Below are 23467 nucleotides of genomic sequence, written 5' to 3' on the forward strand. Positions count from 1 at the left end.
TACGGTGATGCCGGTTACCTGCCCGGACACGCCGCGCCGGAGTCAGGCGAGCGCCGTCCGGAGGTCGGCGATCGTGGCGTTGGCCACCGAGATCTGGCGCTCCACCTGCGACGAGGCGGTACCGCCGAAGGCATTGCGTGACTCGATCGAGCCCGAGACCGTCAGCACCTCGCGCACCTGCGGCGTCAGCGCCGGATTGATGCGGGCCATCGTCTCATCGTCGAGTTCGTCGAGTCCGACCCCGCGGCTCTCGGCCTCACGGACGCAGGCGCCCGCCACCTCATGCGCGACCCGGAAGGGAACACCTTGGCGGACAAGCCATTCCGCGATATCGGTCGCGAGGGTGAAACCGGCCGGCGCGAGTTCGGCCATCCGGTCCGGATGGAAGGTCAGGGTGCCGACGAGTCCCGCCATCGCCGGCAGCAGCAGTTCCAGCTGCGCGACGGAGTCGAAGACCGGTTCCTTGTCCTCCTGCAAGTCGCGGTTGTACGCCAACGGCTGGGCCTTCAGCGTGGAGAGCAGACCGGTGAGGTTGCCGATCACTCGACCGGCCTTGCCGCGTGCCAACTCGGCGACGTCGGGATTCTTCTTCTGCGGCATGATCGAGCTGCCCGTCGACCACGCGTCGGCCAACGTCACATAGCCGAACTCCGGGGTGCTCCAGAGGATCACGTCCTCCCCCAGGCGGGACATGTCGACCGCGACCATCGCGAAGACGAAGGCCGCCTCGGCGGCGAAGTCGCGGGAGCTGGTCGCGTCGATGGAGTTCTCGGCCGCACTGGCGAAGCCGAGGTCGGCGGCGATAGCCTCCGGGTTCAGCCCGAGCGACGAGCCGGCGAGCGCACCCGACCCGTAGGGCGAGACGGCGACGCGCCGATCGGCGTCCACCAGACGCGCGACGTCGCGCAGCAGGGGCTGGGCGTGCGCGAGGAGAGTATGGCCGAGGAGCACCGGCTGGGCCGCCTGCAGGTGCGTCTTACCCGGCATCACCACACCCGGGTTGGCGGCGGCCTGGTCGACGAGCGCCTGCGCGAGGTCGAGCACGCCCGCGCCCACCCGCCGCATCGCTGCCCGCAGCCACATCCGGAACAGGGTCGCGACTTGGTCGTTGCGGGACCGGCCCGCGCGCAGCCTGCCACCGAGTTCGGGGCCGACCCGTTCGATCAGCCCGCGTTCGAGCGCGCCGTGTACGTCTTCGTCCGACTCCGCGGGCACGAACACGCCCGCGGCGACGTCCGCGGCCAGACGATCGAGTCCGGCCTGCATGGCCTCGGCGTCCGAGTCCGTCAGTAGACCCGCCGTCGCGAGGACGCGGGCGTGCGCCTTCGACGCCTGGATGTCGTACGGGGCCAACGCCCAGTCGAAATGCGTCGACTTGCTCAGCGCGGCCATCGCCGCGGCCGGGCCGTCGGCGAACCGGCCGCCCCACAGAGCCCCCTCGTTGGTGCCCTCGTGGCTGTTCTCGGACGATGTGGTGTCGGATGTCGACATGAGGGCAGTACTCCTCGCGTGGGTGTGTTTCGGTTCGGTGGTCGGTGAGCGCGTTCGCTCAGCCTACGATCTGGAGACCAGTCCCTCGATCCGCGCGGCCAGATCGGCGCCCGTGAGCGGCCGTCGGGCCAGGACGAAGATGGTGTCGTCGCCGGCGATGGTGCCGACGACTCCGGGCAGTCGCGCGCGGTCGAGCGCGCTGGCGAGATAACCGGCGGCGCCGGGCGGTGTGCGGAGCACCGCGACGTCGCCGGACGAGTCGGTCGACACCAGCAGTTCGGACACCAGTCGCGAGACCCGGTCGGTTCCGCCGGACACGCCGCGGACCGGACTGCCGTCCTCGGGGACGGTATAGACCCCCGCGCCGCCGTCGGCGGCGCGCAGCTTCACCGCGCCGAGTTCGTCGAGATCGCGCGACAGCGTCGCCTGGGTGGCCTCGATCCCCAGCTCGGCCAGCTTCTGCTGCAGTTCGCCCTGGCTCCGGATCTGTTCGGTCGCCAGGATCTCGACGATCCGGGCGTGCCGGCCGGCCCGCGTGGCGGCGAGCCTCGCCGACTCGGCCCGGCGGGCAGCGGTTCGGTCGGGGTCCGCGCGGTCCACTAGCGGTCCATCAACCAGGCCAGCAACGCCTTCTGGGCGTGCAGGCGATTCTCCGCCTCGTCGAAGACGACGCTCGCCGGACCGTCGATCACCTCGTCGGTGATCTCCTCGCCCCGGTGCGCGGGCAGGCAGTGCAGCACGATCGCCTCGTCCGCGGCGTACCCGAGCAGCTCCGAGTTGATCTGGTATGGACGGAAGGGACCGACCCGGTCGAGCCCGTCGCCCTCATGCCCCATCGAGACCCACGTGTCGGTGACGAGGACGTCGGCGCCGGTCGCCGCAGCGATCGGGTCGCCGATCAGTTCGACGCTGCCGCCGGTCTCGGCCGCGCGCCGCCGCGCCGCTTCGACCACGGCCGGATCCGGTTGGAAGGCCGTCGGTCCGCTGACCCGGACATGCATGCCCGCGGTGACGCCGCCGAGCATCAGGGAATGGGCCATGTTGTTGGCGGCGTCTCCGAAGTAGGTCAGCGTCAGGCCCGCGGCCCGACCCTTCCGCTCGATGATCGTCTGCAGATCGGCGAGCACCTGGCACGGGTGGAAGCTGTCGGACAGAGCGTTGACGACGGGAACGGTCGCGTACTCCGCCACCGCCTCGAGGCGGTCCTGACCGAAGGTGCGCCACACGATCGCGTCGACGAACCGCGACAGCACCCGGCCGGTGTCTGCGAACGACTCGTCACGGCCCATCTGCGTGTTCGCGCCGTCGACCACGACGGCGTGCCCGCCGAGCTGGCTGATGCCGACTTCGAAGGAGAACCGGGTCCGCGTGGAGTTCTTGTCGAAGATGACTCCGACAGCGCGAGGGCCATCCAGCGGGCGGAACCCGAAGCGGTCGCGCTTCATCCGCGCCGCCAGCTCGAGCACCTCCGCCTGTTCGGCGGGTGTCAGATCGTCGTCGCGCAAGAAGTGCCGAGTGTTCTCTGTCATGTCACGCATTCCCATTCTGTGCGTCGATCGCAGCGTCGAGGATGTCCGGCAGGTCGGCGACGAATCCGGCCGCCTGCTCGTCGGTGAGGATGAGCGGAGGCGCCAGCCGCAGCACGTCGGGCGCGGGTGCGTTGATCAGGTACCCGGCCGCCCGCGCGGACTTCTCGACGCTCGCCGAGATGCCGGAGTTCAGCACGACGCCGAGAAGCAGACCGTCGCCGCGCACACCCGCGATTTGCGGATGGCCGAGCTCCTCGATGCCGTCGGCGAGCGATTTCCCGACGCGCTCGACGTGCGAGAGGAGGTCGTGGTCGTCGATGTAACGCAGGACGGCGAGCGAGGCGGCGGCGCACGCGGGATTGCCTCCGAAGGTGGTGCCGTGCTGGCCGGGCTCGAACAGCGCCGCCGCCGGCCCCGTCGCCACCACGGCACCGATCGGCATGCCGCCGCCCAGGCCCTTGGCGAGGGTCATGACGTCGGGCACGATTCCCGCGCGCTGGTGCGCGAACATCCAGCCCGTGCGGCCGATACCGGTCTGTACCTCGTCGAGCATCAGCAGCGCACCGTGCTCGGCGGTGATCGCCCGTGCCTGAGCGAGGTAGTCCGGGGGCGGGACCACCACGCCGTTCTCGCCTTGGATCGGCTCCAGGATCACCGCTGCGGTCCGCTCGGACACGGCGGCGCGGAGCGCCTGCGCATCGCCGTAGGGAACGAAGTCGACGCCGGCGGGCATCGGTTCGAAGGGGGCGCGCTTGGCCGGCTGCCCGGTCATCGCGAGCGCACCCATGGTGCGGCCGTGAAATCCCCCCTCGGCCGCGATGATCTGCGGTCTGCCGGTCCTGCGGGCGAGCTTGAAGGCCGCCTCGTTGGCCTCCGTGCCGGAATTGCACAGGAAGGCGCGGGCCCCGTGGCCGACGGCCGCGCAGAGCCGCTCGCCCAGTTCCACGACCGGCCGCGAGATGTACAGATTCGACACGTGGCCGAGAGTCGAGAGTTGAGCGGTCACCGCCTCGACGATGGCCGGGTTCGCATGGCCGAGCGCGTTCACCGCGATGCCGCCGAGCAGGTCGAGGTACTCCCGGCCGTCGGCGTCGTACACGACCGCGCCGTCGCCGCGCACCAGCGCGACCGGCGGGGTGCCGTAGTTGTTCATCAGCGCAGCGGACCACCGCTGCTGCAGGGGTGCGGTCACTGCCGTCCTCCATCGGGATCGTCGGCGACGACGGTGGTTCCCGACGTCGACGCGGTGAGCAGGGCGGCCAGCACGGAATGCGCTTCACGGCCGTCGATGACGTGTGCGGCACCGATCCCCTCCTGAACGGCGCGCATGCAGGCCTCCATCTTCGGCACCATGCCGGAGTCGAGGGAGGGCAGAAGTGTCGCGACCTCACCCGCGGTGATCGTCGAGACCAGCGACGAGCGGTCCGGCCAGTCGGTGTAGAGACCCTCCACATCGGTCAACATCACCAGATGCTCGGCACCGAGCGCTGCAGCGACGGCGCCCGCGGCGGTGTCGGCGTTGATGTTGTGCACCTGGCCGTCGGCATCCGGCGCGATGGTCGAGATCACCGGGATCCGGCCGGCCGCGATCAGGTCGTCGACCGCGGAGGTGTTGACCGCCGCGATGTCGCCGACCAGCCCGATATCGGTGGGCTCTCCGTCGACCATCACCGTCCGGCGCGTCGCCGTGAACAGGTGGGCGTCCTCGCCGGTGATGCCGACGGCGTACGGTCCGTGCGCGTTGATCAGGCCGACGAGTTCACGGCCCACCTGGCCGAACAGGACCATCCGGACGACGTCCATGACCTCGGGCGTGGTGACGCGGAAGCCGCCGCGGAACTCGCCTTCGAGACCGAGGCGTGCGAGCATCGCGGAGATCTGCGGACCGCCGCCGTGCACCACCACCGGATGGATGCCGCACGCGCGCAGGAGGACCATGTCGGCGGCGAACGCCGTCTTCAGGTCAGCGTCGACCATCGCGTTTCCGCCGTACTTGACGACGACGCGCTTGCCGTGGAGCGCCTGCAGTGCGGGCAGCGATTCGGCGATGACGCCGGCCTTCTGCAGCGGTGTGGCGGTGCTCAGCGGTGAGGTGTCAGTGTTCGTCATGACGAGTAGGCCGAATTCTCTTCCACGTAAGCGTGCGACAGGTCGGTGGTGCGAATGGTCGCCTCGGCGTTCCCGAGGCCGAGGTCGGCGACGACCTCGATGCGATCGCCGGAGAGGTCGACATCGCGGGCCCCGGGTACTCCGGTGCCGTTGCGGCAGATCGGAGAACCGTTGAACGACACCGTGATCCGATCGGGATCGATGGTCACGGGCGCGGCGCCGATGGCGGCGAGGACGCGGCCCCAGTTCGGATCGGAGCCGAAGAGCGCGGTCTTGACGAGCGAGTCGCGCGCCACCGACCGCGCGATCACCAGCGCGTCGTCCTCGGTCGCCGCGCCGGTCACGGTGATCGCGATCCGCTTGGTGACGCCCTCGGCGTCGTTCTGCAGCTGACCGGCCAGATCGTCGCACACGGCGAAGACCGCGGCGTCGAGCTCGGCCTGGGAGACCTCGATCTGGCTGGCGCCGGACGAGAGCAGCAGCACTGTGTCGTTGGTGGAGATGGAGCCGTCGACGTCGAGACGGTCGAAGGTGCGCGCGGTGGCGCGGCGCAGCGCGAGGTCGACCGACTCCGCGCTCACCTTGGCGTCGGTGGTCAGCACCACCAGCATGGTCGCGAGCGACGGGGCGAGCATGCCCGCACCCTTCGCCATGCCGCCGACGTTCCAGCCGCCGGTGTGGTGCAAGGCCACCTGCTTCGGGACGGTGTCGGTGGTCATGATCGCGTAGGCGGCGTCGGTCCCGCCTTCGAGTCCGCCGCCCATCTCGTGCACGATCTCGGTGACTCCGGCGAGCACCTTGTCCATCGGCAGCCGCTCGCCGATCAGGCCGGTCGAGCAGACGGCCACCTCGACGGGCCCGGTCTCGGTACCCCAGCTCGACAGCGTCGACGCGACCGCTTCCGCGGTGGCGTGCGTGTCCTGAAAGCCCTCGGGCCCGGTACATGCGTTCGCTCCACCGGAATTGAGGATCACGGCGCGCAGAGACCGGTTCTCGATCACCTTCTGCGACCACAGCACCGGTGCGGCCTTGACCTGATTGCGAGTGAACACCGCCGACGCCGCCAGGTCGGGGCCCTCGTTGAACACCAGCGCGAGGTCGGGCTTCCCGTTGGCCTTGATCCCCGCCGCGATTCCCGCCGCCCGGAAGCCCAGCGGCGCCGTGACGCCCTGGCGGCGGGTCATCCGCGAGCCGACCAGGAGATCGATGTCCGGCACGGGAACGGTCTGGGTGTCTGTCACGGTCGGGTCCTTCACGCTGTTCGAGCCTGTCTCTGCTTCGGTCACGGTGCCACTCCCACGGTCGCCAGGCCCTCGCCTTCGCCCCAACCCAGGGCCAGGTTCATCGACTGGACGGCCGCACCGCCGGTGCCCTTGGTCAGGTTGTCGACGGCGCCGACGGCGACGAAGGTGCCGGACCGCTCGTCGACGGACAGACCGATCGAGACCATGTTGGTTCCGACCACGGACCCGGTCTCGGGGAACTCTCCCTGCGGCAGGAGATGCACGAAGGCCTCGTTCTCGTATGCCTTCTCATAGGCCGACCGGAAATCATCGATCGACGCGTCGGTGCGCGCGGTGCACGTCGCGAGGATGCCTCGCGACGTGGGCACCAGCACCGGAGTGAAGGAGACCGACACCGGGAGCGATGCTGCCCGCGAAAGAGCCTGCGTGATCTCCGGAGTGTGCCGGTGCACACCGCCGACACCGTAAGCGCGGACCGATCCGATCACCTCGGACGCCAGCAGATTCACCTTCGGCGCCCGGCCGGCACCCGAGGTGCCCGACATCGCGACGATGGTGACCGCCGGTTCCACCAGGCCCGCGGCCAACGCGGGCAGCAGAGTCAGAATCGACACCGTCGGATAGCACCCGGGCACCGCGATCCGGCTCGCTCCGGCGATCACGTCCCGGTTGCCCGGCAGTTCCGGCATGCCGTACGGCCAGGTGCCCGCGTGGTCACCGCCGTAATAGGCCGTCCACTCCGAGGGGTCCTCGAGCCGGAAGTCGGCGCCGCAGTCGACGATCAGGGTGCTGGGAGGCAGGGCATCGGCGATCGCAGCCGACTGTCCGTGCGGCAGCCCGAGGAAGACCACGTCGTGACCCGCCAGAACCTCCGGCGTCGTCTCCTCGAGCACGCGGTCGGCGAGCGGGAACAGGTGGCGGTGATGCTCACCCAGCCGCGTGCCGGCGTTTCCGCCCGCCGTCAGTGCGCCGATCTCCAGTTCACCCGAACCCAGGCGCGGATGCCCGCACAGCAGTCGGAGGATCTCACCGCCCGCATAGCCGCTCGCACCGGCGACAGCAACCTTGATAGTCATGAAATCATTATGCACTACAGCGCAAAATAATTCACCTAGTCGTGCTCCGCGTCAGCGCAAGCGGGCGCCCACGACCTCGCCCGCATGCGCTACCGCAGCCATCTTGGCCTCGGTCCCCTCATCCTCGGTGAGCGTGCGGTCGGCGGCGCGGAAGGTGAGCGCGAAGGTCAGGGACTTGTTGCCTTCGCCGACTTGAGCACCGACGTAGACGTCGAAGAGCGAGATGGATTCGAGCAGTTCTCCCGCGCCGGCGACCAGCGCATCCTGCACGTCCTGGGCGGCCACGTCCGCGGCCACCACGACGTTCACATCCTGCAGCACGGCGGGGAACGGCGACACCTTCGGCGACGGCAGGTTCTGGCGCAGCGGCAGCGCGTCCACGTCGATCTCCACCGCGCACAGCCGCGCGGGCAGACCGGTGCGTTCCAGCACCGCCGGATGCAGTTCCCCGGCATGACCGACGACGACGCCGTCGACCTCGAGCCGAGCGCAGCGGCCGGGGTGCCAAGGCCGATGGTCGTCGGCCACGAGTTCGAGCTCCACCCCCGCGGCCCGGCCGATCTGCCGAGCCGCCTCGAACGCGTCGTAGGCGTCCGCGGTGCGGCCCGGCCCGAGCGGACCCGCCGGCTCGCGCAATCCGGTGAGCAGGACGGCCACGTGCAAGGGCTGGTCGGGCAGGGATGCGTCGAGCGCCGTCTGCTCGGCCTCGGTAGGCCGGCGCGTCACATCCAGCGGGGGCACGGTCGGACCCTGCTGACCGCCGATGACGACCTGACCGATCGTGTACAGCGCGAGATCACGGCGGCCGCGGGCGATGTTGCGCGCCGCCATCTCCATCAGTCCGGGCAGCAGAGTGGTGTTCAGCTCCGGCCGGTCGGACTCGAGCGGATTGAGCACGGAGACGGTCCGGCGGCGGACGTCGTCGGCGGGCAGATCCCATGTATCGAAGACGTCTGCGGGAAGGAACGGGTAAGGCAGGACTTCGACGTACCCATCGGTGGCCAGGCCGACGCCGATGGCACGGCGACGGCGCTGAGCGGGGCTCAGCCCGCGACCACCGGTGGCTCGCGGCACCACGGCCGGGATGTCCTCGAGACCCTCGAGTCGCAGCACCTCCTCGACGAGGTCGGCACGCTGGCGCAGGTCGGGTCGCCACGACGGCGGGGTCACCAGCAACGGCGAGTCACCGTCGACGACGCATCCCACCTCGCGCAGACGCGCGGCGGTGGTCCCAGCCGGGTACTCGACACCGGCGGTCGCATCGGGAAGTCCCGGGTCGATCTGGATGGCGGCGGAGGGAACGGTCGCGGTACGGACGTCCGACAGCGGACCGGCGACGCGGCCGCCCGCCAGTTCGGCGATCAGCGCGGCGGCCCGGTCGGAGGCCACCGCGGTGATCTCCGGATCCACGAGCCGTTCGTAGCGCTTCGCCGCCTCCGACGACAGCTTGTGGCGCTTGCCCGTACGGAACACCCGCACCTGGTCGAAGTTGGCCGACTCCAGAAGGATGTTCGTGGTCTCGTCGGAGACCTCGGTCGCGGCTCCACCCATCACCCCCGCGAGGGCGATCGGGCCGGAGTCGTCGGCGATCACCACATCCTCAGGGTCCAGCTTGCGCGTGACGCCGTCGAGAGTCTCGAGGGTCTCCCCCGCTCGTGCGGAGCGGACGCTGACCGTGCCGCGGATCTTGTCCGCGTCGAAGGCGTGCAGTGGCTGACCCAGTTCGATCATCACGTAGTTCGTGACATCGACGATCGCGGAGATCGGCCGGATACCCGCCACCATCAGTCGTTTGGCGATCCACCACGGCGACGACGCCGTAGCGTCGACACCGGTGACGACGCGGGCGGTGTAGCGGGTGGCGTCACTGTCGGCGTCGATCGCGACCGGCCATGACTCCCGATCGACATCGGCCGCCAGCGGCTCCCCGGCCAGACCGTGATCGACGTAGGGCACTTCGAAAGCACTGGCCAACTCGCGGCCGAGTCCGCGCATGGAGAAGGCGTAGCCGCGGTCGGGCGTGACGTTGACCTCGATCGCCGTGTCGGCCAGGCCGAGGACCTCGCGGGCGTCGGCACCGGGCTCCGCGGTCCCCGGTGCGAGCACCAGGATGCCGGAGTGGTCGTTCCCGATCCCGAGTTCGGTGACCGAACAGATCATCCCGTCGGAGGTCTTGCCGTACGTCTTGCGCGTGGCGATCGCGAAGTCGCCCGGCAGCACTACGCCGGGCAACGCCACGACCACCAGGTCGCCGACAGTGAAATTGCGTGCACCGCAGACGATGTCGCGAGGCGCCTCCTCCCCGACCGCCACCTGGCAGAAGCGGATCGGCTTCTTGAACTCGGTGAGCTCCTCGATGGCCTCGACACGGCCGATGACGAGCGGACCGGTGATCTCCGGGAAGGGCTCGATGTCCTCGATCTCGAAACCGACGCGTACGAAACCCGCGTCGATCTCCTCGGTCGAGGCGGTCCAATCCGGGGAGCCTTCGCGGAGGACCTCGGTCAGCCAGGACTTTGGGAGACGCACTTGTTCACCAACTACTTTCGTGTGATCGCTGCGAAGATTCTGCTAGAGGGCCGGACCGAACGGGAGGGTGAAGCGCACGTCGCCTTCGACCATGTCGCGCATGTCGGGCAGGTCGTTTCGGAACTGGAGGGTCCGCTCGAGTCCCATTCCGAAGGCGAAACCGGTGTACACGTCCGGGTCGATGCCGCTGGACCGGAGGACGTTCGGGTTCACCATGCCGCAACCGCCCCACTCCACCCATCCGGCGCCGCCCTTCTTTCCCGGGAACCACACGTCGACCTCGGCGGAGGGTTCGGTGAAGGGGAAGTAGCTGGCGCGCATCCGAGTGGTGGTCTCGGGACCGAAGAGCGCCTTCGCCAGCACCTCGAGCGTGCCGCGCAGGTTGGCCATCGTCAGGCCCTTGTCGACGGCCAGCCCTTCGATCTGGTGGAAGACCGGGGTGTGGGTCGCATCGAGTTCGTCGGTCCGGAAGGTGCGGCCGGGGCAGGCGACGTAGATCGGCACTTCGCGGCTGAGCATCGAGCGGACCTGCACCGGCGAGGTGTGGGTGCGCAGCACCTGCCGCGATCCCTCGGGCGCGATGTAGAACGTGTCCTGCATCGAGCGCGCCGGGTGGTCGGGCAGGAAGTTGAGAGCGTCGAAGTTGTGGTGCTCGGTCTCCACCTCGGGGCCCTCGGCGATCTCCCAGCCCATGCCGACGAAGACGTCGGCGATCTGGTCGCCGATCACCGTGATCGGATGACGGGCACCGCGGCTGCGGCGGCCCGATGGAAGCGTGACGTCGATGGTCTCGGCGACCAGTACCGCGGCGTCGCGTTCGGCGGTCAACGTCTCGGTGCGGGCGTCGAGTGCCGCCTGAACCCTGCCGCGGACCTCGTTGACGAGCTTGCCCGCCGTCGACCGCTGATCCTTCGGCAGCGTGGCCAGTGCCCGTCGCGCGAGAGCGATGGGCGACCGGTCACCGAAGTACGCGGCTTTGGCCTTGGCCAACGCCTCCAGATCGCCGGCGGCGTCGAACGCGGCGACGGCGTCCGCGACGGCCGCGTCCAGCTCGGCGCTGGTGGGGAATTCGTTGACAGCAGAATCGTCAGCCACCGGGCTCGCATCTCCTATTGCGTAGAGGCCTGAAAGAACTCGGGTCAAGGGTAGTCGAAACGACCCGCGCCCCTCCCCTCAGGCCGCCGTCGGCCGCCGTCGCGGGCCCGCCCCGGCGTCGACGTCGTCGTTCGCTCGGGAGACGGTGTCGCGCGTATCGGCCCGCTTATGGTCTACCGTCATCAAAACATCGATTTCAGCAGGTCGCACTGTTGGGGGCCGAGCAGAGGAAGGCAGCCAGTTGTCGAAAGCGCCGGGAACGACCATCGCCGGTTATCGCGTGGTCGAACTGCTGGGTTCGGGTGGCATGGGCGACGTCTACGTCGTCGAGAACGAACAACTCAGCCGCCGCGAGGCGATGAAGGTGATCTCCGTCGGAGGGGCGTCGAACCCCGATTTCCAGCAACGTTTCAGCAATGAGGCGCGGACGATGGCGGCACTCGATCATCCGTCGATCGTCACGATTCACAATTACGGGATCGCCGACGACCAGCCGTGGTTCACGATGAGTTTCATCGACGGACCCAATCTCGCCTCGGCGCGGCTGACTCCCGCCGAGGTGGTCCAGGCGATCGTGCAGGTGGCAGACGGACTCGACTACGCCCATTCGCGGTCAGTGGTGCACCGGGACATCAAGCCCGCGAACATCGTGGTCACCCGGTCGTCGGACGGCTCCCTGCACCGGGTGGTCCTTCTCGACTTCGGCATCGCCAAGCTCGCCGATTCGCCGCAGCTGACGGCGGTGAACTCGATCATCGGCACTGTCGCCTACACGGCTCCCGAGGTGATCGGCGGCGCCCACGCCGGACCTGCGTCGGACCAGTACTCACTCGCGTGCACCGCGTATGAGCTCCTGGCCGGGCGGCCGCCCTTCGCCGCCGAGAACCCGACCGCGCTGATGATGGCCCACGTGCAGCAGCCGCCTCCTCCGCTCGGCGCGGTGCGTCCCGACCTCGACGCGCTCACCCCCGTCCTGATCCGCGCGATGGCGAAGGATCCCGCAGCGCGATTCCCCGACTGCCGCGGCTTCGCCGCCGCGCTCGACGCGGCTCTGCGCCAGACCGCAGCCGGACAGCACACGATGGTGGCGCCGGTGGCGCCGCCCGGTCCGAGCGGACCCACCCCGGCACCCGCACCGACACCGGCTCCCACGCCCGCGCCGACCCCGTGGCCGGGACCGCAGCATCACGGCCAGGCGCCGGTGCCGTACGGCGACAGCGGCCCCCAGCCAGCCCCACAGTACTCCGGACAGGCGCCCTACCAGGCGGCACCGCACTACCCGGGCCAGCCCTACCCGGGACAGCAGTTCTCGGGACCCGGCCCCTTCCCCGGCGGACAGCAGGCGGGACCCGGCCCCTACGGATTCGCGGGACCACCGCCGCAGCCGCCGAAGAAGCGGCGGCGTATCGGCTGGATCGTGGCCGCCGTCGCCGCGGTCGCCGTCGTCGCGGTGGCCGCGACCTCGCCTCTGTGGTGGCCGTCGTCCGACGAGCCCGCCGCCGAGGTATACGCGACCCCGCAGATCGCCGGGGCGTACGGCAGCGAGTGCATGATCGGCTCCGGCAGCCTCTACTGCTGGGGCGACAACTCCAGCGGCCAGCTGGGAGACAGCACCACATCCGAACGCAAGACGCCGACCAAGGTGGCCGGGCTCTCGAACGTCACCGCGGTCTCGATGGGCGCCTTCGACTCCACGGGATCGAACTCCGCGGTCACCACCTGCGCGGTAGCGGACGAATCGCTGTACTGCTGGGGAGACAACCTCTTCTGGCAGGCCGGCGACGCCGGAACGATGAGCAAGAAGACCACCCCCTTCAAGGTGCCCGGGCTGGGCAAGGTGACCACGGTCTCGACGTCCAACTCCTCGACGTGCGCGGTCTCCGACGGTGATCTGTACTGCTGGGGCTTCTACTCGGGAGGGCAGCTGGGCAGCGGATCGACCACCGACAGTCTGAAGACGCCCACGAAGGTGGCCGGACTCTCGAACGTCACGTCGGTGTCCTCGCGGGCCGGGTCGGTCTGCGCCGTCGCATCCGATGAGCTGTACTGCTGGGGGCGCAACTGGGACGGCCAACTGGGCGACGGAAGCACCGACGATCACAGCACCCCCACCAAAGTCACCTCTCTCAAAGACGTGTCCGCGGTGTCCGTCGGTGGCGGCACCGTCGACAACACCCCGTTCTGGAACACCTGCGCTATCGCCGAGGGCGCTCCGTACTGCTGGGGAAGCAACAAGAATCAGCAGCTCGGCAAGGACTCCGAGGCCAAGAAGAGCTCACCGGCGAAGGTGGAGGGTCTCACGGGCGTCAGCGGGATCTCCGTCGACATCGGCACATTCTGCGCGGTGGCGGACGGCGATGTCAGCTGCTGGGGCAACAACCTCTACGGTCAAGTCGGTGATGGGTCCACCTCGCAGCAGTACAGCCCCCAGCACGTGTCAGGCGTGAGCGACGTCCGCCAGGTCGTCACCTCGTACAGCGTGACGTGTGCGGTCACCGGTTCGAGTCAGTACTGCTGGGGTCTCAACAAGACCGGACAGCAGGGCGACGCGACGCGTACGGAGGATCAGATCACCACGCCGCACGAGGTGAAGCTCGCTGCGTGATCAGCCGGCGTGCCTGCCGCGCCGGCCGATCGGCACCACCATCGGTGTGCCGCCGATCGGATCGGTGACGATCTGTGATTCGAGACCGAAGGCCGCCGCGAGTAGTTCCGGGGTCAGCACGTCGTTCGGCGATCCCTCGGCGACGATCTCGCCCGAGCGCATGACCACGAGCGAATCGCTGTAGCGGGCCGCGAGGTTCAGATCGTGCAGCACCATGACCACCGTCTTGCCGTGCTCGGTGCGCAGTTCGTCGACCAGGTCGAGGACATCGACGGCGTGCGCCAGATCCAGGTAGGTGGTCGGCTCGTCCAGCAGCACCAGATCGGTCTGCTGCGCCAGCGTCATAGCGATCCACACGCGCTGGCGCTGGCCGCCGGACAGGGAGTCGACCGCGCGGTCGGCCAGTTCGGTGGTCGAGGTCAGCTCCATCGCCTCGGCGACGGCGACCTCGTCCTCCCGCGACCACTGCCGATACCAGGACTGATGCGGGTGCCTGCCGCGGGAGACGAGATCGGCGACGGTGAGGCCGTCGGGCGCGATCGGGTTCTGCGGGAGCAGACCGAGGGTGCGCGCCACCTGCTTCGGCTTCTGCGTCGCGATGTCCTTTCCGTCGAGGATCACCACTCCCGCCGACGGCGACAGCAGCCGCGAGAGCGTGCGCAGCAGAGTCGATTTGCCACAGCCGTTGGGACCGACGATGGTGGTGACCCGGCCGGTCGGGATCGTCACGTCGAGGCCGTCGATGATCGTCGTGCCGTCGTATCCGACCGACAGCCGCTCGGCCGACAGCCGCGGTTCGGCGGAGCCTGCGATCACGGCGTCGGTTCGGTCGGCGACCTCCGGAGAAACTGACACCTCACATCCCTTCGATTAGGTTTCCGCACCATCGACTCCGATAGTAGCCTCACCTAACTTAGGTGAGTGAAGCCTATCCCTCCAAGACTGCCGCGTCCTCGTGTGCCAGATACACCCACGCACGGATGCCGGAGCTCAGCGTCACCTCGACGCGACGATAGTCGTCGACCTCGTACTCGTCCGCCGCACGCAGACCGGCGTCGTCGAGTTCCAGCCGGGCGCCGGGCACTTCCGCCTCGGGTGCCCCCGGCCGCAGAATCAGGTGAGTCGCGGTACCGCTCAATGCGACGACCTCGGGATCGGTGATCGTCACCGTGCCGATCTCGAAGCCCGGCAGGGTGTCGGGCTCCGTCGGCATCCGGGCGCCGAAGACGCCCTCCTGCACCGCGGGATCCGTCAAGGTGCCGTAGCTGAAGAGGACGTGCATTCCGGAATCGTACTGCCGCAAGGATTTCCGGAGAACCTCACCCGGCCAGGACCCCTGGGAAGGCCAACAGATCAGCGTCCGCGGTTCTGCACGCGGGAGCTGGCGTACAGGCAGATCGCGCTCGCGGCGGCGAGGTTGAGGCTCTCCGCGCGCCCGCGCAGCGGAATCCGGACGCGGTGGTCGGCGCCGTCGAGCACCTGCCCGGGCAGTCCGTGGGCCTCGTTCCCGAACAGCCACGCGTGCGGCCGGGCGAGGACCTCGTCGGCGTCGTCGAGGCTCAGCTCGCCGTCCATCTCCGTCGCCAGCGTCGTGATGCCCGCCGCGGCGACGGCTGCCAGTGCGCTCGCGACATCCGGTTCGCGGACGGTCGGGATGTGGAAGAGACTCCCCGCACCCGCCCGGACGCTCTTGCCGTTGTGCGGGTCGACGGACTCCCCCAGCAGGACCACCGCGTCGGCCCCCATGGCGTCCGCACACCGAGTCAGGGTGCCGAGGTTTCCCGGCTCGCGCGGCTCGACCGCGATCACCAGAAGCTTCGGTGAGCGCGCGAGGACGTCGCCGAGCGCCGCCGTCAGCAACTCGCACACCGCGAAGATCCCGGGCGCCGTCGACGTCTCGGACAGTTTGTCCGCCGCGCGGTGTGAGAGGCGCTGCACACGAACGCCCGCGTCGAGCGCACGGTGGACCAGATCGGCGTGCCGATCGGCGTCGTCGTCGCGCACCAGTACCTGCAACGCACGGCCGGTGCTCAGCGCCGCATCGACGGCATTGAATCCCTCGACGAGGAATCGGCCCTCGCTCCGGCGCACCGACGCGCGATGCAGCTTCGCCAACGAAACGACCCGCGACGAACGTTCGGTGAGAACATCCGTCGCGGGTCCAGAACGCGTCACTGCGATCTCAGCGGAGATCAGGCAGCGGGAGCGTTGACGTCCGCGGGCAGCGCGGCACGAGCCACCTCGACCAGACCGGTGAACGCGGCCGGGTCGGTGACGGCGATGTCGGCGAGCACCTTGCGGTCCACCTCGACGCCGGCGAGCTTGAGGCCCTGGATGAAGCGGTTGTAGGTGATGTCGTTCGCACGAGCCGCCGCGTTGATGCGGGTGATCCAGAGCTTGCGGAAATCACCCTTGCGCGCCTTGCGGTCCCGGTACGCGTAGGTCAGCGAGTGGAGCTGCTGCTCCTTGGCCTTGCGGTACAGGCGCGACCGCTGTCCGCGGTAGCCCTTCGACGCCTCGAGAACGGAGCGGCGCTTCTTCTGGGCGTTGACAGCCCTTTTCACACGTGCCATTAGTCAGTGTCCTTCTAAAGTCTTAAGCGGAAAGTCAGCGGTTCAGCAGGCGCTTGATGCGCGGGGCATCGTTCTCGCTCACCACGGTGATGCCGTCCAGGCGACGCGTGACGCGCGAGGACTTGTGCTCCAGGAGGTGGCGCTTGCCTGCCTTCTGACGGACGATCTTGCCGCTGCCGGTCACCTTGAATCGCTTCGCGGTGCCCTTGTGCGTCTTGCTCTTCGGCATTGGTTTCCTTCATTCGGGCGGACCCGAGTCCCGCCCGGAGCGATCCGGGCGGTTCGGGTCCACTGCTACTTCAGTGTGGTGGGTTCAGGATCCCTGCTGGGCCTTGGCCCTGGTCTTCGCGCCCTTATGCGGGGCGAGGACCATGGTCATATTGCGTCCGTCCTGCTTGGCCGAGGTCTCGACGAAGCCGTACTCCGCGACGTCGTCTCCCAAGCGCTGCAGCAAGCGGTAGCCCAACTCGGGGCGGGACTGCTCGCGACCGCGGAACATGATCGTCACCTTCACCTTCGAACCCGCTTCGAGGAACCGGATGACGTGACCCTTCTTGGTCTCGTAATCGTGGTCGTCGATCTTCGGGCGGAGCTTCTGCTCCTTGATGACGGTCATCTGCTGGTTACGGCGGGACTCGCGCTTCTTCTGCGCCGCCTCGTACTTGAACTTGCCGTAGTCCATGATCTTGCACACCGGCGGGCGCGCGTCGGGCGCAACCTCCACCAGGTCCAAGTCGGCTTCGTAAGCCAGGCGAAGCGCATCTTCAACACGCACAATGCCCACCTGCTCACCGCCGGGTCCGACGAGACGGACCTCGGGGACGCGGATGCGCTCGTTGATGCGGGTTTCAGTGCTGATGTGGCCTCCTCGATCAATGTTTTCCATGTGGCCGGCCAATACGACTGGCAAGCGTGAGGAGATTCGAGGCCGAGAACACCATAATGCCCGCCGAGAGCCGAGTGACCTCGGTTCATCGACTGGCGATGGTGTGACCGGAACCGTGAAACTGCGCGTCTGGGACAGCGTCGCACGGTGGGACTCGAAGAATCCTCTTGCTACCCCGGCGCGAACCGAGGCGGTCATGCTGTGACAGTCTAACAGGCGTGAACGATAACTCCTATTCGACCGGCGACACCTCCTCCGACGACGCGAACGTCCACGTCGCCCCGGGAGGTGTCGGCGGAGACGACGCGAACCAGGACAACGTTCGCGAGCTCGCCACTATTCCCGCAGTCGAGGTCACCACCCGCGCGGCGATCATGCTGATGAGCGCCGCGGCCGAGAAGATCGGCCCCGATGCGGGCGGAGACGAGGAGTTCAAGGATCTGCCCGACGCCCGCGCGCTGATCAACGCACTGGCCGGCCTCGTCACCGCCGCCGCCCCTGATCTCGGCCTGCATCGCAAGCCGATCCAGGACGGGCTCAAGGCGCTGCAACTCGCATTCCGCGAGGCGTCGTCGTACCCCGACGCTCCCGGCGAGGGGCCCGGCGAGAAGTACACCGGACCGGTCAAGGGCTGATCACGGCGCCCGGGTCGTAGACGTCCGAGTCGGAGGCGTCCGGGTCGCAGACGTCCGGCGTAGGCTGGAGCGATGACTCACTCCGGCGACGACGAACCCCTCGACGCCGAAATCGTGCCGCCCGACTCCGCGCCGCCGGTACAAGCACCCTCGTACGAAGACGTCACCGGATACACGCCGGCGGGTGTGCCGACCTTCGATCACGTCCGCGACAAGATCGAGCAACGCACTGCGACGGCCATCGGGAGCCAAGAGCTGTCGGAGATGTCGGCGGAGGCCGAAGCGCTCGACGACGCGATGGCGAAACGTGAAGAAGCCGCCAAGAAGAAGCTCGAGGAGCTCCGGCGGTCGATGGGGCTCTAACGCCGCGGCCCGGCCGCCACCACGACCACCGTCTGCCCGTCCTCGCCGGACACCACCCGCGGGCGCAGGCCGACAGCGCGAGCGGTCTCATCGGCCGCGGGCGCCTGTCGGGCGTTCATCTCGATCGCGACAGCGCCCCCCGGCGCCAACCACTCGGTCGCCTCGCGCAGCAGATCCGACGCGTGCCCCAGACCGTCGTCGCCCCCGCCGATCAGCGCCGAGCGCGGCTCGTGATCGGTGGCCTCATGCGGAAGCAGCTCCAGCGCCTGGGCCGGCACGTACGGCGGGACCGCCGCGATCACGTCGATCTCCCGGCGCAGCTCCGCAGGCAGTCCCGACAGCCCCGCGCCCCGGTACACCGCGCCCGAGAGGAGATTGCGGGAAGCGAACCCGACCGCAACCGGATCCGCGTCGGTCGCGGCCACCTGCGCGGACCGGCACCGGGCCGCGACGTACGACGCGATCGGCGCGACTCCGCAGAACGCCTCGACGAACACCGGCGCGGGCCGGGCTCCGAGCAGGTCGACGGCTACCCGCGCCAGCAGCCGCGACCGCTGTCGTGGCACGAAGGCTCCCGGCCCGACGGCCAGTTCCAGACCGGCGAACTCGACGTGTCCGACGACGTGCTCCAGCGGCTCACCTGCGGCCCGCCGCCGCGCCCACTGCTCGAGTTCTGCCTCGCCGTCCGCCCAGCGGCGGAGAATCGCGGCCTCCTCTTCGGCGAACACGCAGCCCGCCGCACGCAATCGCGTGGTCAGCCAGTCGTCTCCGCCGGCCGAGGTCACGGCGCGAGCAACTCCCTGATGAAGGCGCCGGTGTGGCTCCGGGCAACCTCTGCCACCTGCTCGGGTGTGCCCTCGGCGACCACGGTGCCGCCGCCGCTGCCGCCCTCGGGTCCCATGTCGATGATCCAGTCGGCGGTCTTGATCACGTCGAGGTTGTGCTCGATGACAATGACCGTGTTGCCCTTGTCGACGAGCCCGTTGATCACCAGCAGCAGCTTGCGGATGTCCTCGAAGTGCAGGCCGGTGGTCGGCTCGTCGAGGATGTACACCGTGCGGCCGGTCGACCGCTTCTGGAGTTCGGCCGCCAGCTTCACCCGCTGCGCCTCGCCTCCGGACAGGGTGGGTGCGGGCTGACCGAGCCTCACGTACCCGAGACCCACGTCGACCAGCGTCTTGAGATACCGGTGGATCGAGGTGACCGGCTCGAAGAAGTCCGCGGCCTCCTCGATCGGCATGTCGAGGACCTCGGCGATCGTCTTGCCCTTGTAGTGCACCTCGAGCGTCTCGCGGTTGTACCGCGCGCCGTGGCACACCTCGCAGGGCACATAGACGTCGGGCAGGAAGTTCATCTCGATCTTGATGGTGCCCTCGCCCATGCACGCCTCGCACCGGCCGCCCTTCACGTTGAACGAGAACCGACCGGGCTGGTAGCCGCGCACCTTCGCCTCGGTGGTCGCCGCGAACAGCGTCCGGATCTTGTCGAAGACGCCCGTGTACGTGGCCGGATTCGACCGCGGTGTGCGGCCGATCGGCGACTGGTCCACCTGGACCAGCTTGTCGAGGTGGTCGAGTCCCTTGATCCGCTTGTGATGGCCGGGCACCTGCCGCGCGCCGTTCAGCTTGTTCGCGAGCACCGTGGCGAGGATGTCGTTCACGAGGGTCGACTTGCCCGACCCCGAGACGCCGGTGACCGCGGTCAGGACCCCCAGCGGGAACGACACGTCGATGTTCTTGAGGTTGTTCTCGCTGGCACCCACGACGGTCAGCATGCGCTTCTTGTCGATCGGACGCCGGATCGACGGAACCGGCAGCACCTCGCGGCCGGACAGATACGCGCCGGTGATCGACTCCGGATTCGCCAGCAGGTCCGGGTAGCTGCCGCTGTGCACCACTCGCCCACCGTGCTCGCCCGCACGCGGGCCGATGTCGACGATCCAGTCGGCGGCCCGGATGGTGTCCTCGTCGTGCTCGACGACGATCAGCGTGTTGCCCAGGTCGCGCAGCCGGACGAGAGTGTCGATCAGCCGCCGGTTGTCCCGCTGGTGCAGACCGATTGACGGTTCGTCGAGCACGTACAGCACTCCCGCGAGCCCGGCTCCGATCTGCGTCGCGAGGCGGATGCGCTGAGCCTCGCCGCCGGAGAGCGAACCCGCCGCCCGCGAGAGCGAGAGGTACTCGAGGCCGACATCGAGCAGGAACGTGATGCGCGCCTGCACTTCCTTGAGGACCCGTCCGGCGATGGCGGCCTCGCGCTCGCCGAGTTCCAGACCGTTCAGGTAGTCGGCGCACTCGGCGACCGACAGCGACGTGACGTCGGCGATCGACTTGGGACCGTACACCGGGTGGTCGAGCGTGACCGCCAGGATCTCCGGCCGCAGCCGGGCGCCGTTGCAGGCCGGGCACGGCACGTCGCGCATATAGCCCTCGTAGCGGTCCTTCATCTGCTCGGACTCGGTGGTCTCCGCACGCCGCGACAGGAACGCCATGACGCCCTCGAACTCGGTGTAGTACGACCGCGTCCGTCCATACCGGTTGCGGAACTTCACATGGACCTGATGATCGGAGCCGTTCAGCAGTGCTTTGCGCGCGGTACGCGGCAACGACTCCCACGGGGTGTCGACGTCGAACCCCATCTGGTCGCCCAGACCCTCGATCAGCCGGAGGAAGTAGTCGGCGTTGTGACCGGTCGACCAGGGGGCGATCGCACCCTCCCGCAGGGTGAGGTCGGGATCCGGCACCACGAGCGATTCGTCGACCTCCTTGCGGACACCCAGACCGTCGCACTCGGGACAGGCGCCGAACGGCGAGTTGAACGAGAACGCGCGCGGCTCGAGATCGTCGATCGCGATCGGGTGGGAGTTCGGGCAGGCCATCCGCTCCGAGAAGCGCCGCTGCCGGTTCGGGTCGGATTCATCGACGTCCACGAAGTCCAGCACCACGATGCCGTCCGCCAGCCGCAGCGCCGTCTCCACCGAGTCGGTCAGACGCTGGCGGGCCGACGGCTTCACGACCAGGCGGTCGACCACCACGTCGATGTCGTGCTTCTCCTGCTTCTTGAGCTTCGGCGGATCCGACAGCTGGTGAACGGCTCCGTCGACCATCGCGCGCGCGAAACCCTGGACCTGCAGTTCGGCGAACAGATCCACGAACTCGCCCTTGCGGCTGCGCACCACGGGGGCGAGGACCTGAAAGCGCACGCCCTCGGCCATCGCCAGCACCTGATCGACGATCTGCTGCGGCGTCTGGCGGGCGATCTTCTCGCCGCACACCGGACAGTGCGCGGTACCGGCGCGCGCGTAGAGCAACCGCAGGTAGTCGTAGACCTCGGTGATGGTGCCGACCGTCGAGCGCGGGTTCCGGTTGGTCGACTTCTGATCGATCGACACCGCGGGCGAGAGCCCCTCGATGAAGTCGACGTCGGGCTTGTCCATCTGCCCGAGGAACTGCCGCGCATACGCCGACAGGGACTCGACATAGCGTCGCTGCCCCTCGGCGAAGATCGTGTCGAACGCGAGCGACGACTTCCCGGAACCGGACAGGCCGGTGAACACGATCAGCGAATCGCGCGGCAGGTCGACATCGATCCCGCGCAGATTGTGCTCCCGTGCACCCCGGACGATCAGGCGATCAACCACAGAAAGTTCCTTACGTTCACGTCGCAGAATTATCCGGCTGCAAGCGTACGCGGACCCTCCGACAATTCCGGCTGGGCATCACGGCCGAGGACGTTAACCTGGGAATATGAGCATCGAGGTAGAACTGACCGACGACTACACGGGCAACGTGTCCCCCGATCCCGATCACCACGGCGCGCATGCGCAGCGGCGGGCGCTCGACAACGCGACGATCGTCAAGATGTCGGTGGGACCGATGGACAACAACGTCTACATCGTCACCGACTCCGCGACCGGGAAGAGCCTGCTGATCGATGCGGCGAACGATCCGGAGACCATCCTCGCGCTGCTCGACGCGCTCCCCGGTGAGGTGACGCAGATCCTCACCACGCACGGACACTTCGACCACTGGCAGGGCCTCGAGGAGGTCCATCGGGTGCTTCAGGTGCCGATCGTCGTCGGGGAGGCCGACGCCGACGAGCTCCCGCTCGACCCCGACCGCACGCTGACCGGAGGCGAGACCATCGAGGTCGGAGACCTGTCGCTCGAGGTGATCGCCATCAGCGGCCACACCGCCGGATCCGTCACGCTGGTCCTCACCGAACGCTCCGGACGCGTGCACCTGTTCACCGGCGACACCCTGTTCCCGGGCGGCGTGGGCAAGACCTGGCAGCCTGGCGACTTCGAGATCCTGCTCGACGGCGTCACCGAGAAACTCTTCGACCGATTCGGGGACGACACCGTCGTCTACCCCGGGCACGGCAAGGACACCACTCTCGGCGCCGAGCGTCCGCATCTGAGCGAGTGGCGCGAACGCGGCTGGTGAGCCGGGCCCGGATCGGTAGCCTCGGAGGAGGGACGTCGCTCGGCCACTGCCGACCGCATCGAGGATCGGGCCGGCCGGGCGTCCGGATCACAGTCCCCCGATGAAAGGACGACCATGCTGTTACGCAAGATCGCACGACCTCTGCTCGGCACCGCGTTCATCGCCTCCGGCGCCGACGCGCTCACCTCACCGTCGCGCCGCGCCCAGGCATCCGAGCCGCTGGTCGATTCCACGGTTCGCGCCGAGACCGTCGTTCAGGTCGCCGGAGCCGTACAGATCGCCGCGGGAGTCGCCCTCGCCACCGGCCGCGCACCGCGGCTGGCGTCGTCCGTCCTCGCCGGAACCATCGTTCCGACCATGGTCCTGGCCAGCGACTTCTGGAACGAGACGGACCCGTCCCGGCGTGCGCTGAAGCAGTCGTTGTTCGTGAAGGATGTGGGACTGCTCGGCGGAGTCCTGATCGCCGCCGCCGACACCGAAGGACGCCCGTCCCTGGGCTGGCGCGCCCGGCGGACGCTCGAGCAGGCGCAGGTGCAGGCACACCAGCTGGCGGACCGGGCTGCGAAGCCGCTGCACGCCGCGGCCGAGGTGGAACCGGAACGGTTCACCGACCGCGCGAGTGCGCTCGCGCACGATGCGGCCGAACGCGCGCAGGAAGTGGTAGACCGCGTGCCCGTGGACGAGATCCGGGACCGCGCCTCACAGCTCGCGGGCACCGCCCGCGCGCAGCTCGCCGACACCACCCAGGAGATCGTCGATCGCGCACCCGAGTTCGCCGAACACGCACGCGACGTCGCCACGAGGGTCGGCGAGGAGACCGCTGTCCGCGCCCGCCGGTGGCGCCGCCAGCTCGCGAGCTGACTCCCGGCCCCTTCTGGGCAGATCCC

The 23467-nt window shown here is 68.9% G+C and carries 22 protein-coding genes; 5 read left to right on the forward strand and 17 right to left on the reverse strand.

Annotation, left to right across the window (positions count from 1 at the left end; all coding sequences use genetic code 11):
* Positions 1–42 precede the first annotated feature (42 nt).
* From argH to pheS, 9 genes are all read right to left on the reverse strand, one after another.
* Entirely contained in the window at positions 43–1491 is a 1449-nt protein-coding gene (gene argH, locus ACK8HH_RS10505; RefSeq protein WP_006895476.1) for an argininosuccinate lyase, read from the reverse strand.
* 63 nt (positions 1492–1554) lie between these two features.
* Positions 1555–2091 (reverse strand): arginine repressor, encoded by a 537-nt coding sequence (locus ACK8HH_RS10510; protein ID WP_006895475.1) that lies wholly within the window; start codon positions 2089–2091, stop codon positions 1555–1557.
* A complete protein-coding gene (gene argF / locus ACK8HH_RS10515) occupies positions 2091–3020 on the reverse strand; it encodes an ornithine carbamoyltransferase (protein ID WP_006895474.1) in 930 nt (309 codons plus the stop codon). Before argF ends, ACK8HH_RS10510 begins: the two co-directional genes overlap by 1 nt.
* A gap of 1 nt (position 3021) precedes the next feature.
* Positions 3022–4212 (reverse strand): acetylornithine transaminase, encoded by a 1191-nt coding sequence (locus tag ACK8HH_RS10520; protein ID WP_006895473.1) that lies wholly within the window; start codon positions 4210–4212, stop codon positions 3022–3024.
* Positions 4209–5129 carry an acetylglutamate kinase gene (gene argB, locus ACK8HH_RS10525; RefSeq protein ID WP_006895472.1) on the reverse strand — a complete coding sequence of 307 codons (921 nt, stop codon included), beginning with the start codon at positions 5127–5129 and terminating at the stop codon, positions 4209–4211. Before argB ends, ACK8HH_RS10520 begins: the two co-directional genes overlap by 4 nt.
* Positions 5126–6313 carry a bifunctional glutamate N-acetyltransferase/amino-acid acetyltransferase ArgJ gene (gene argJ, locus ACK8HH_RS10530; RefSeq protein ID WP_231650268.1) on the reverse strand — a complete coding sequence of 396 codons (1188 nt, stop codon included), beginning with the start codon at positions 6311–6313 and terminating at the stop codon, positions 5126–5128. Before argJ ends, argB begins: the two co-directional genes overlap by 4 nt.
* Before the next feature lie 98 nt (positions 6314–6411).
* The gene (gene argC / locus ACK8HH_RS10535; protein ID WP_006895470.1) at positions 6412–7449 is read right to left on the reverse strand and encodes an N-acetyl-gamma-glutamyl-phosphate reductase; all 1038 of its coding nucleotides are present in this window, start codon (positions 7447–7449) and stop codon (positions 6412–6414) included.
* 51 nt (positions 7450–7500) lie between these two features.
* Positions 7501–9978, reverse strand: a complete 2478-nt coding sequence (pheT, locus tag ACK8HH_RS10540; protein WP_006895469.1) for a phenylalanine--tRNA ligase subunit beta — start codon at positions 9976–9978, stop codon at positions 7501–7503.
* Positions 9979–10020: 42 nt separating this feature from the next.
* The gene (pheS, locus tag ACK8HH_RS10545) at positions 10021–11073 is read right to left on the reverse strand and encodes a phenylalanine--tRNA ligase subunit alpha (RefSeq protein WP_006895468.1); all 1053 of its coding nucleotides are present in this window, start codon (positions 11071–11073) and stop codon (positions 10021–10023) included.
* A gap of 241 nt (positions 11074–11314) precedes the next feature.
* On the opposite strand from pheS, the gene ACK8HH_RS10550 reads away from it, so the two are divergent.
* Positions 11315–13678, forward strand: coding sequence for a protein kinase domain-containing protein (locus ACK8HH_RS10550; protein ID WP_412475171.1), 2364 nt, complete (start codon positions 11315–11317; stop codon positions 13676–13678).
* On the opposite strand, the gene ACK8HH_RS10555 is transcribed toward ACK8HH_RS10550, so the two are convergent.
* The 6 genes from ACK8HH_RS10555 to infC all read right to left on the reverse strand — a co-directional run bounded on the left by ACK8HH_RS10555 (position 13679) and on the right by infC (position 17137).
* Positions 13679–14533, reverse strand: coding sequence for an ABC transporter ATP-binding protein (locus ACK8HH_RS10555; RefSeq protein ID WP_006895466.1), 855 nt, complete (start codon positions 14531–14533; stop codon positions 13679–13681).
* A gap of 73 nt (positions 14534–14606) precedes the next feature.
* Entirely contained in the window at positions 14607–14960 is a 354-nt protein-coding gene (locus ACK8HH_RS10560; RefSeq protein ID WP_278123892.1) for a gamma-glutamylcyclotransferase family protein, read from the reverse strand.
* Between the two features lie 71 nt (positions 14961–15031).
* Positions 15032–15859 carry a TrmH family RNA methyltransferase gene (locus tag ACK8HH_RS10565; protein ID WP_411815887.1) on the reverse strand — a complete coding sequence of 276 codons (828 nt, stop codon included), beginning with the start codon at positions 15857–15859 and terminating at the stop codon, positions 15032–15034.
* An 11-nt stretch (positions 15860–15870) separates the two neighbouring features.
* Positions 15871–16251: a 50S ribosomal protein L20 gene (rplT, locus tag ACK8HH_RS10570; RefSeq protein WP_006895463.1), complete on the reverse strand. Its 381-nt coding sequence runs from the start codon at positions 16249–16251 to the stop codon at positions 15871–15873.
* A 34-nt stretch (positions 16252–16285) separates the two neighbouring features.
* Positions 16286–16480 carry a 50S ribosomal protein L35 gene (gene rpmI, locus ACK8HH_RS10575; RefSeq protein ID WP_006895462.1) on the reverse strand — a complete coding sequence of 65 codons (195 nt, stop codon included), beginning with the start codon at positions 16478–16480 and terminating at the stop codon, positions 16286–16288.
* 84 nt (positions 16481–16564) lie between these two features.
* On the reverse strand, positions 16565–17137 hold the full coding sequence (gene infC, locus ACK8HH_RS10580; RefSeq protein ID WP_006895461.1) for a translation initiation factor IF-3: 573 nt from the start codon (positions 17135–17137) through the stop codon (positions 16565–16567).
* Between the two features lie 218 nt (positions 17138–17355).
* Between infC and ACK8HH_RS10585 the strand changes: the two genes are divergently transcribed.
* On the forward strand, positions 17356–17772 hold the full coding sequence (locus ACK8HH_RS10585; protein ID WP_278123898.1) for a DUF1844 domain-containing protein: 417 nt from the start codon (positions 17356–17358) through the stop codon (positions 17770–17772).
* A gap of 72 nt (positions 17773–17844) precedes the next feature.
* Positions 17845–18135, forward strand: coding sequence for a hypothetical protein (locus tag ACK8HH_RS10590; protein ID WP_006895459.1), 291 nt, complete (start codon positions 17845–17847; stop codon positions 18133–18135).
* Here ACK8HH_RS10590 and ACK8HH_RS10595 read toward each other — a convergent pair.
* Together ACK8HH_RS10595 and uvrA are read right to left on the reverse strand one after the other, a co-directional pair.
* Positions 18132–18920 carry an SAM-dependent methyltransferase gene (locus ACK8HH_RS10595; protein WP_278123901.1) on the reverse strand — a complete coding sequence of 263 codons (789 nt, stop codon included), beginning with the start codon at positions 18918–18920 and terminating at the stop codon, positions 18132–18134. The two genes, ACK8HH_RS10590 and ACK8HH_RS10595, sit on opposite strands and share 4 nt — an antisense overlap.
* Entirely contained in the window at positions 18917–21775 is a 2859-nt protein-coding gene (uvrA, locus tag ACK8HH_RS10600) for an excinuclease ABC subunit UvrA (protein WP_278123902.1), read from the reverse strand. Before uvrA ends, ACK8HH_RS10595 begins: the two co-directional genes overlap by 4 nt.
* Positions 21776–21881: 106 nt before the next feature.
* Between uvrA and ACK8HH_RS10605 the strand changes: the two genes are divergently transcribed.
* Both ACK8HH_RS10605 and ACK8HH_RS10610 read left to right on the forward strand, forming a co-directional pair.
* The gene (locus ACK8HH_RS10605) at positions 21882–22580 is read left to right on the forward strand and encodes an MBL fold metallo-hydrolase (RefSeq protein WP_006895456.1); all 699 of its coding nucleotides are present in this window, start codon (positions 21882–21884) and stop codon (positions 22578–22580) included.
* A 114-nt stretch (positions 22581–22694) separates the two neighbouring features.
* Entirely contained in the window at positions 22695–23441 is a 747-nt protein-coding gene (locus tag ACK8HH_RS10610; RefSeq protein ID WP_278123905.1) for a DoxX family protein, read from the forward strand.
* Positions 23442–23467 lie beyond the last annotated feature (26 nt).

The organism is Gordonia sp. LUNF6 (assembly GCF_047041125.1).
GTDB lineage: Bacteria > Actinomycetota > Actinomycetes > Mycobacteriales > Mycobacteriaceae > Gordonia > Gordonia sihwensis.

Coding starts and splice junctions, on each gene's coding strand:
- argH (WP_006895476.1), bottom strand. CDS start 1,491: ATGTCGACATCCGACACCACATCGTCCGAGAACAGCCACGAGGGCACC.
- argF (WP_006895474.1), bottom strand. CDS start 3,020: ATGACAGAGAACACTCGGCACTTCTTGCGCGACGACGATCTGACACCC.
- argB (WP_006895472.1), bottom strand. CDS start 5,129: ATGACGAACACTGACACCTCACCGCTGAGCACCGCCACACCGCTGCAG.
- argJ (WP_231650268.1), bottom strand. CDS start 6,313: ATGACCCGCCGCCAGGGCGTCACGGCGCCGCTGGGCTTCCGGGCGGCG.
- argC (WP_006895470.1), bottom strand. CDS start 7,449: ATGACTATCAAGGTTGCTGTCGCCGGTGCGAGCGGCTATGCGGGCGGT.
- ACK8HH_RS10560 (WP_278123892.1), bottom strand. CDS start 14,960: ATGCACGTCCTCTTCAGCTACGGCACCTTGACGGATCCCGCGGTGCAG.
- rplT (WP_006895463.1), bottom strand. CDS start 16,251: ATGGCACGTGTGAAAAGGGCTGTCAACGCCCAGAAGAAGCGCCGCTCC.
- rpmI (WP_006895462.1), bottom strand. CDS start 16,480: ATGCCGAAGAGCAAGACGCACAAGGGCACCGCGAAGCGATTCAAGGTG.
- infC (WP_006895461.1), bottom strand. CDS start 17,137: ATGGAAAACATTGATCGAGGAGGCCACATCAGCACTGAAACCCGCATC.
- ACK8HH_RS10590 (WP_006895459.1), top strand. CDS start 17,845: ATGACTCACTCCGGCGACGACGAACCCCTCGACGCCGAAATCGTGCCG.
- ACK8HH_RS10605 (WP_006895456.1), top strand. CDS start 21,882: ATGAGCATCGAGGTAGAACTGACCGACGACTACACGGGCAACGTGTCC.
- ACK8HH_RS10610 (WP_278123905.1), top strand. CDS start 22,695: ATGCTGTTACGCAAGATCGCACGACCTCTGCTCGGCACCGCGTTCATC.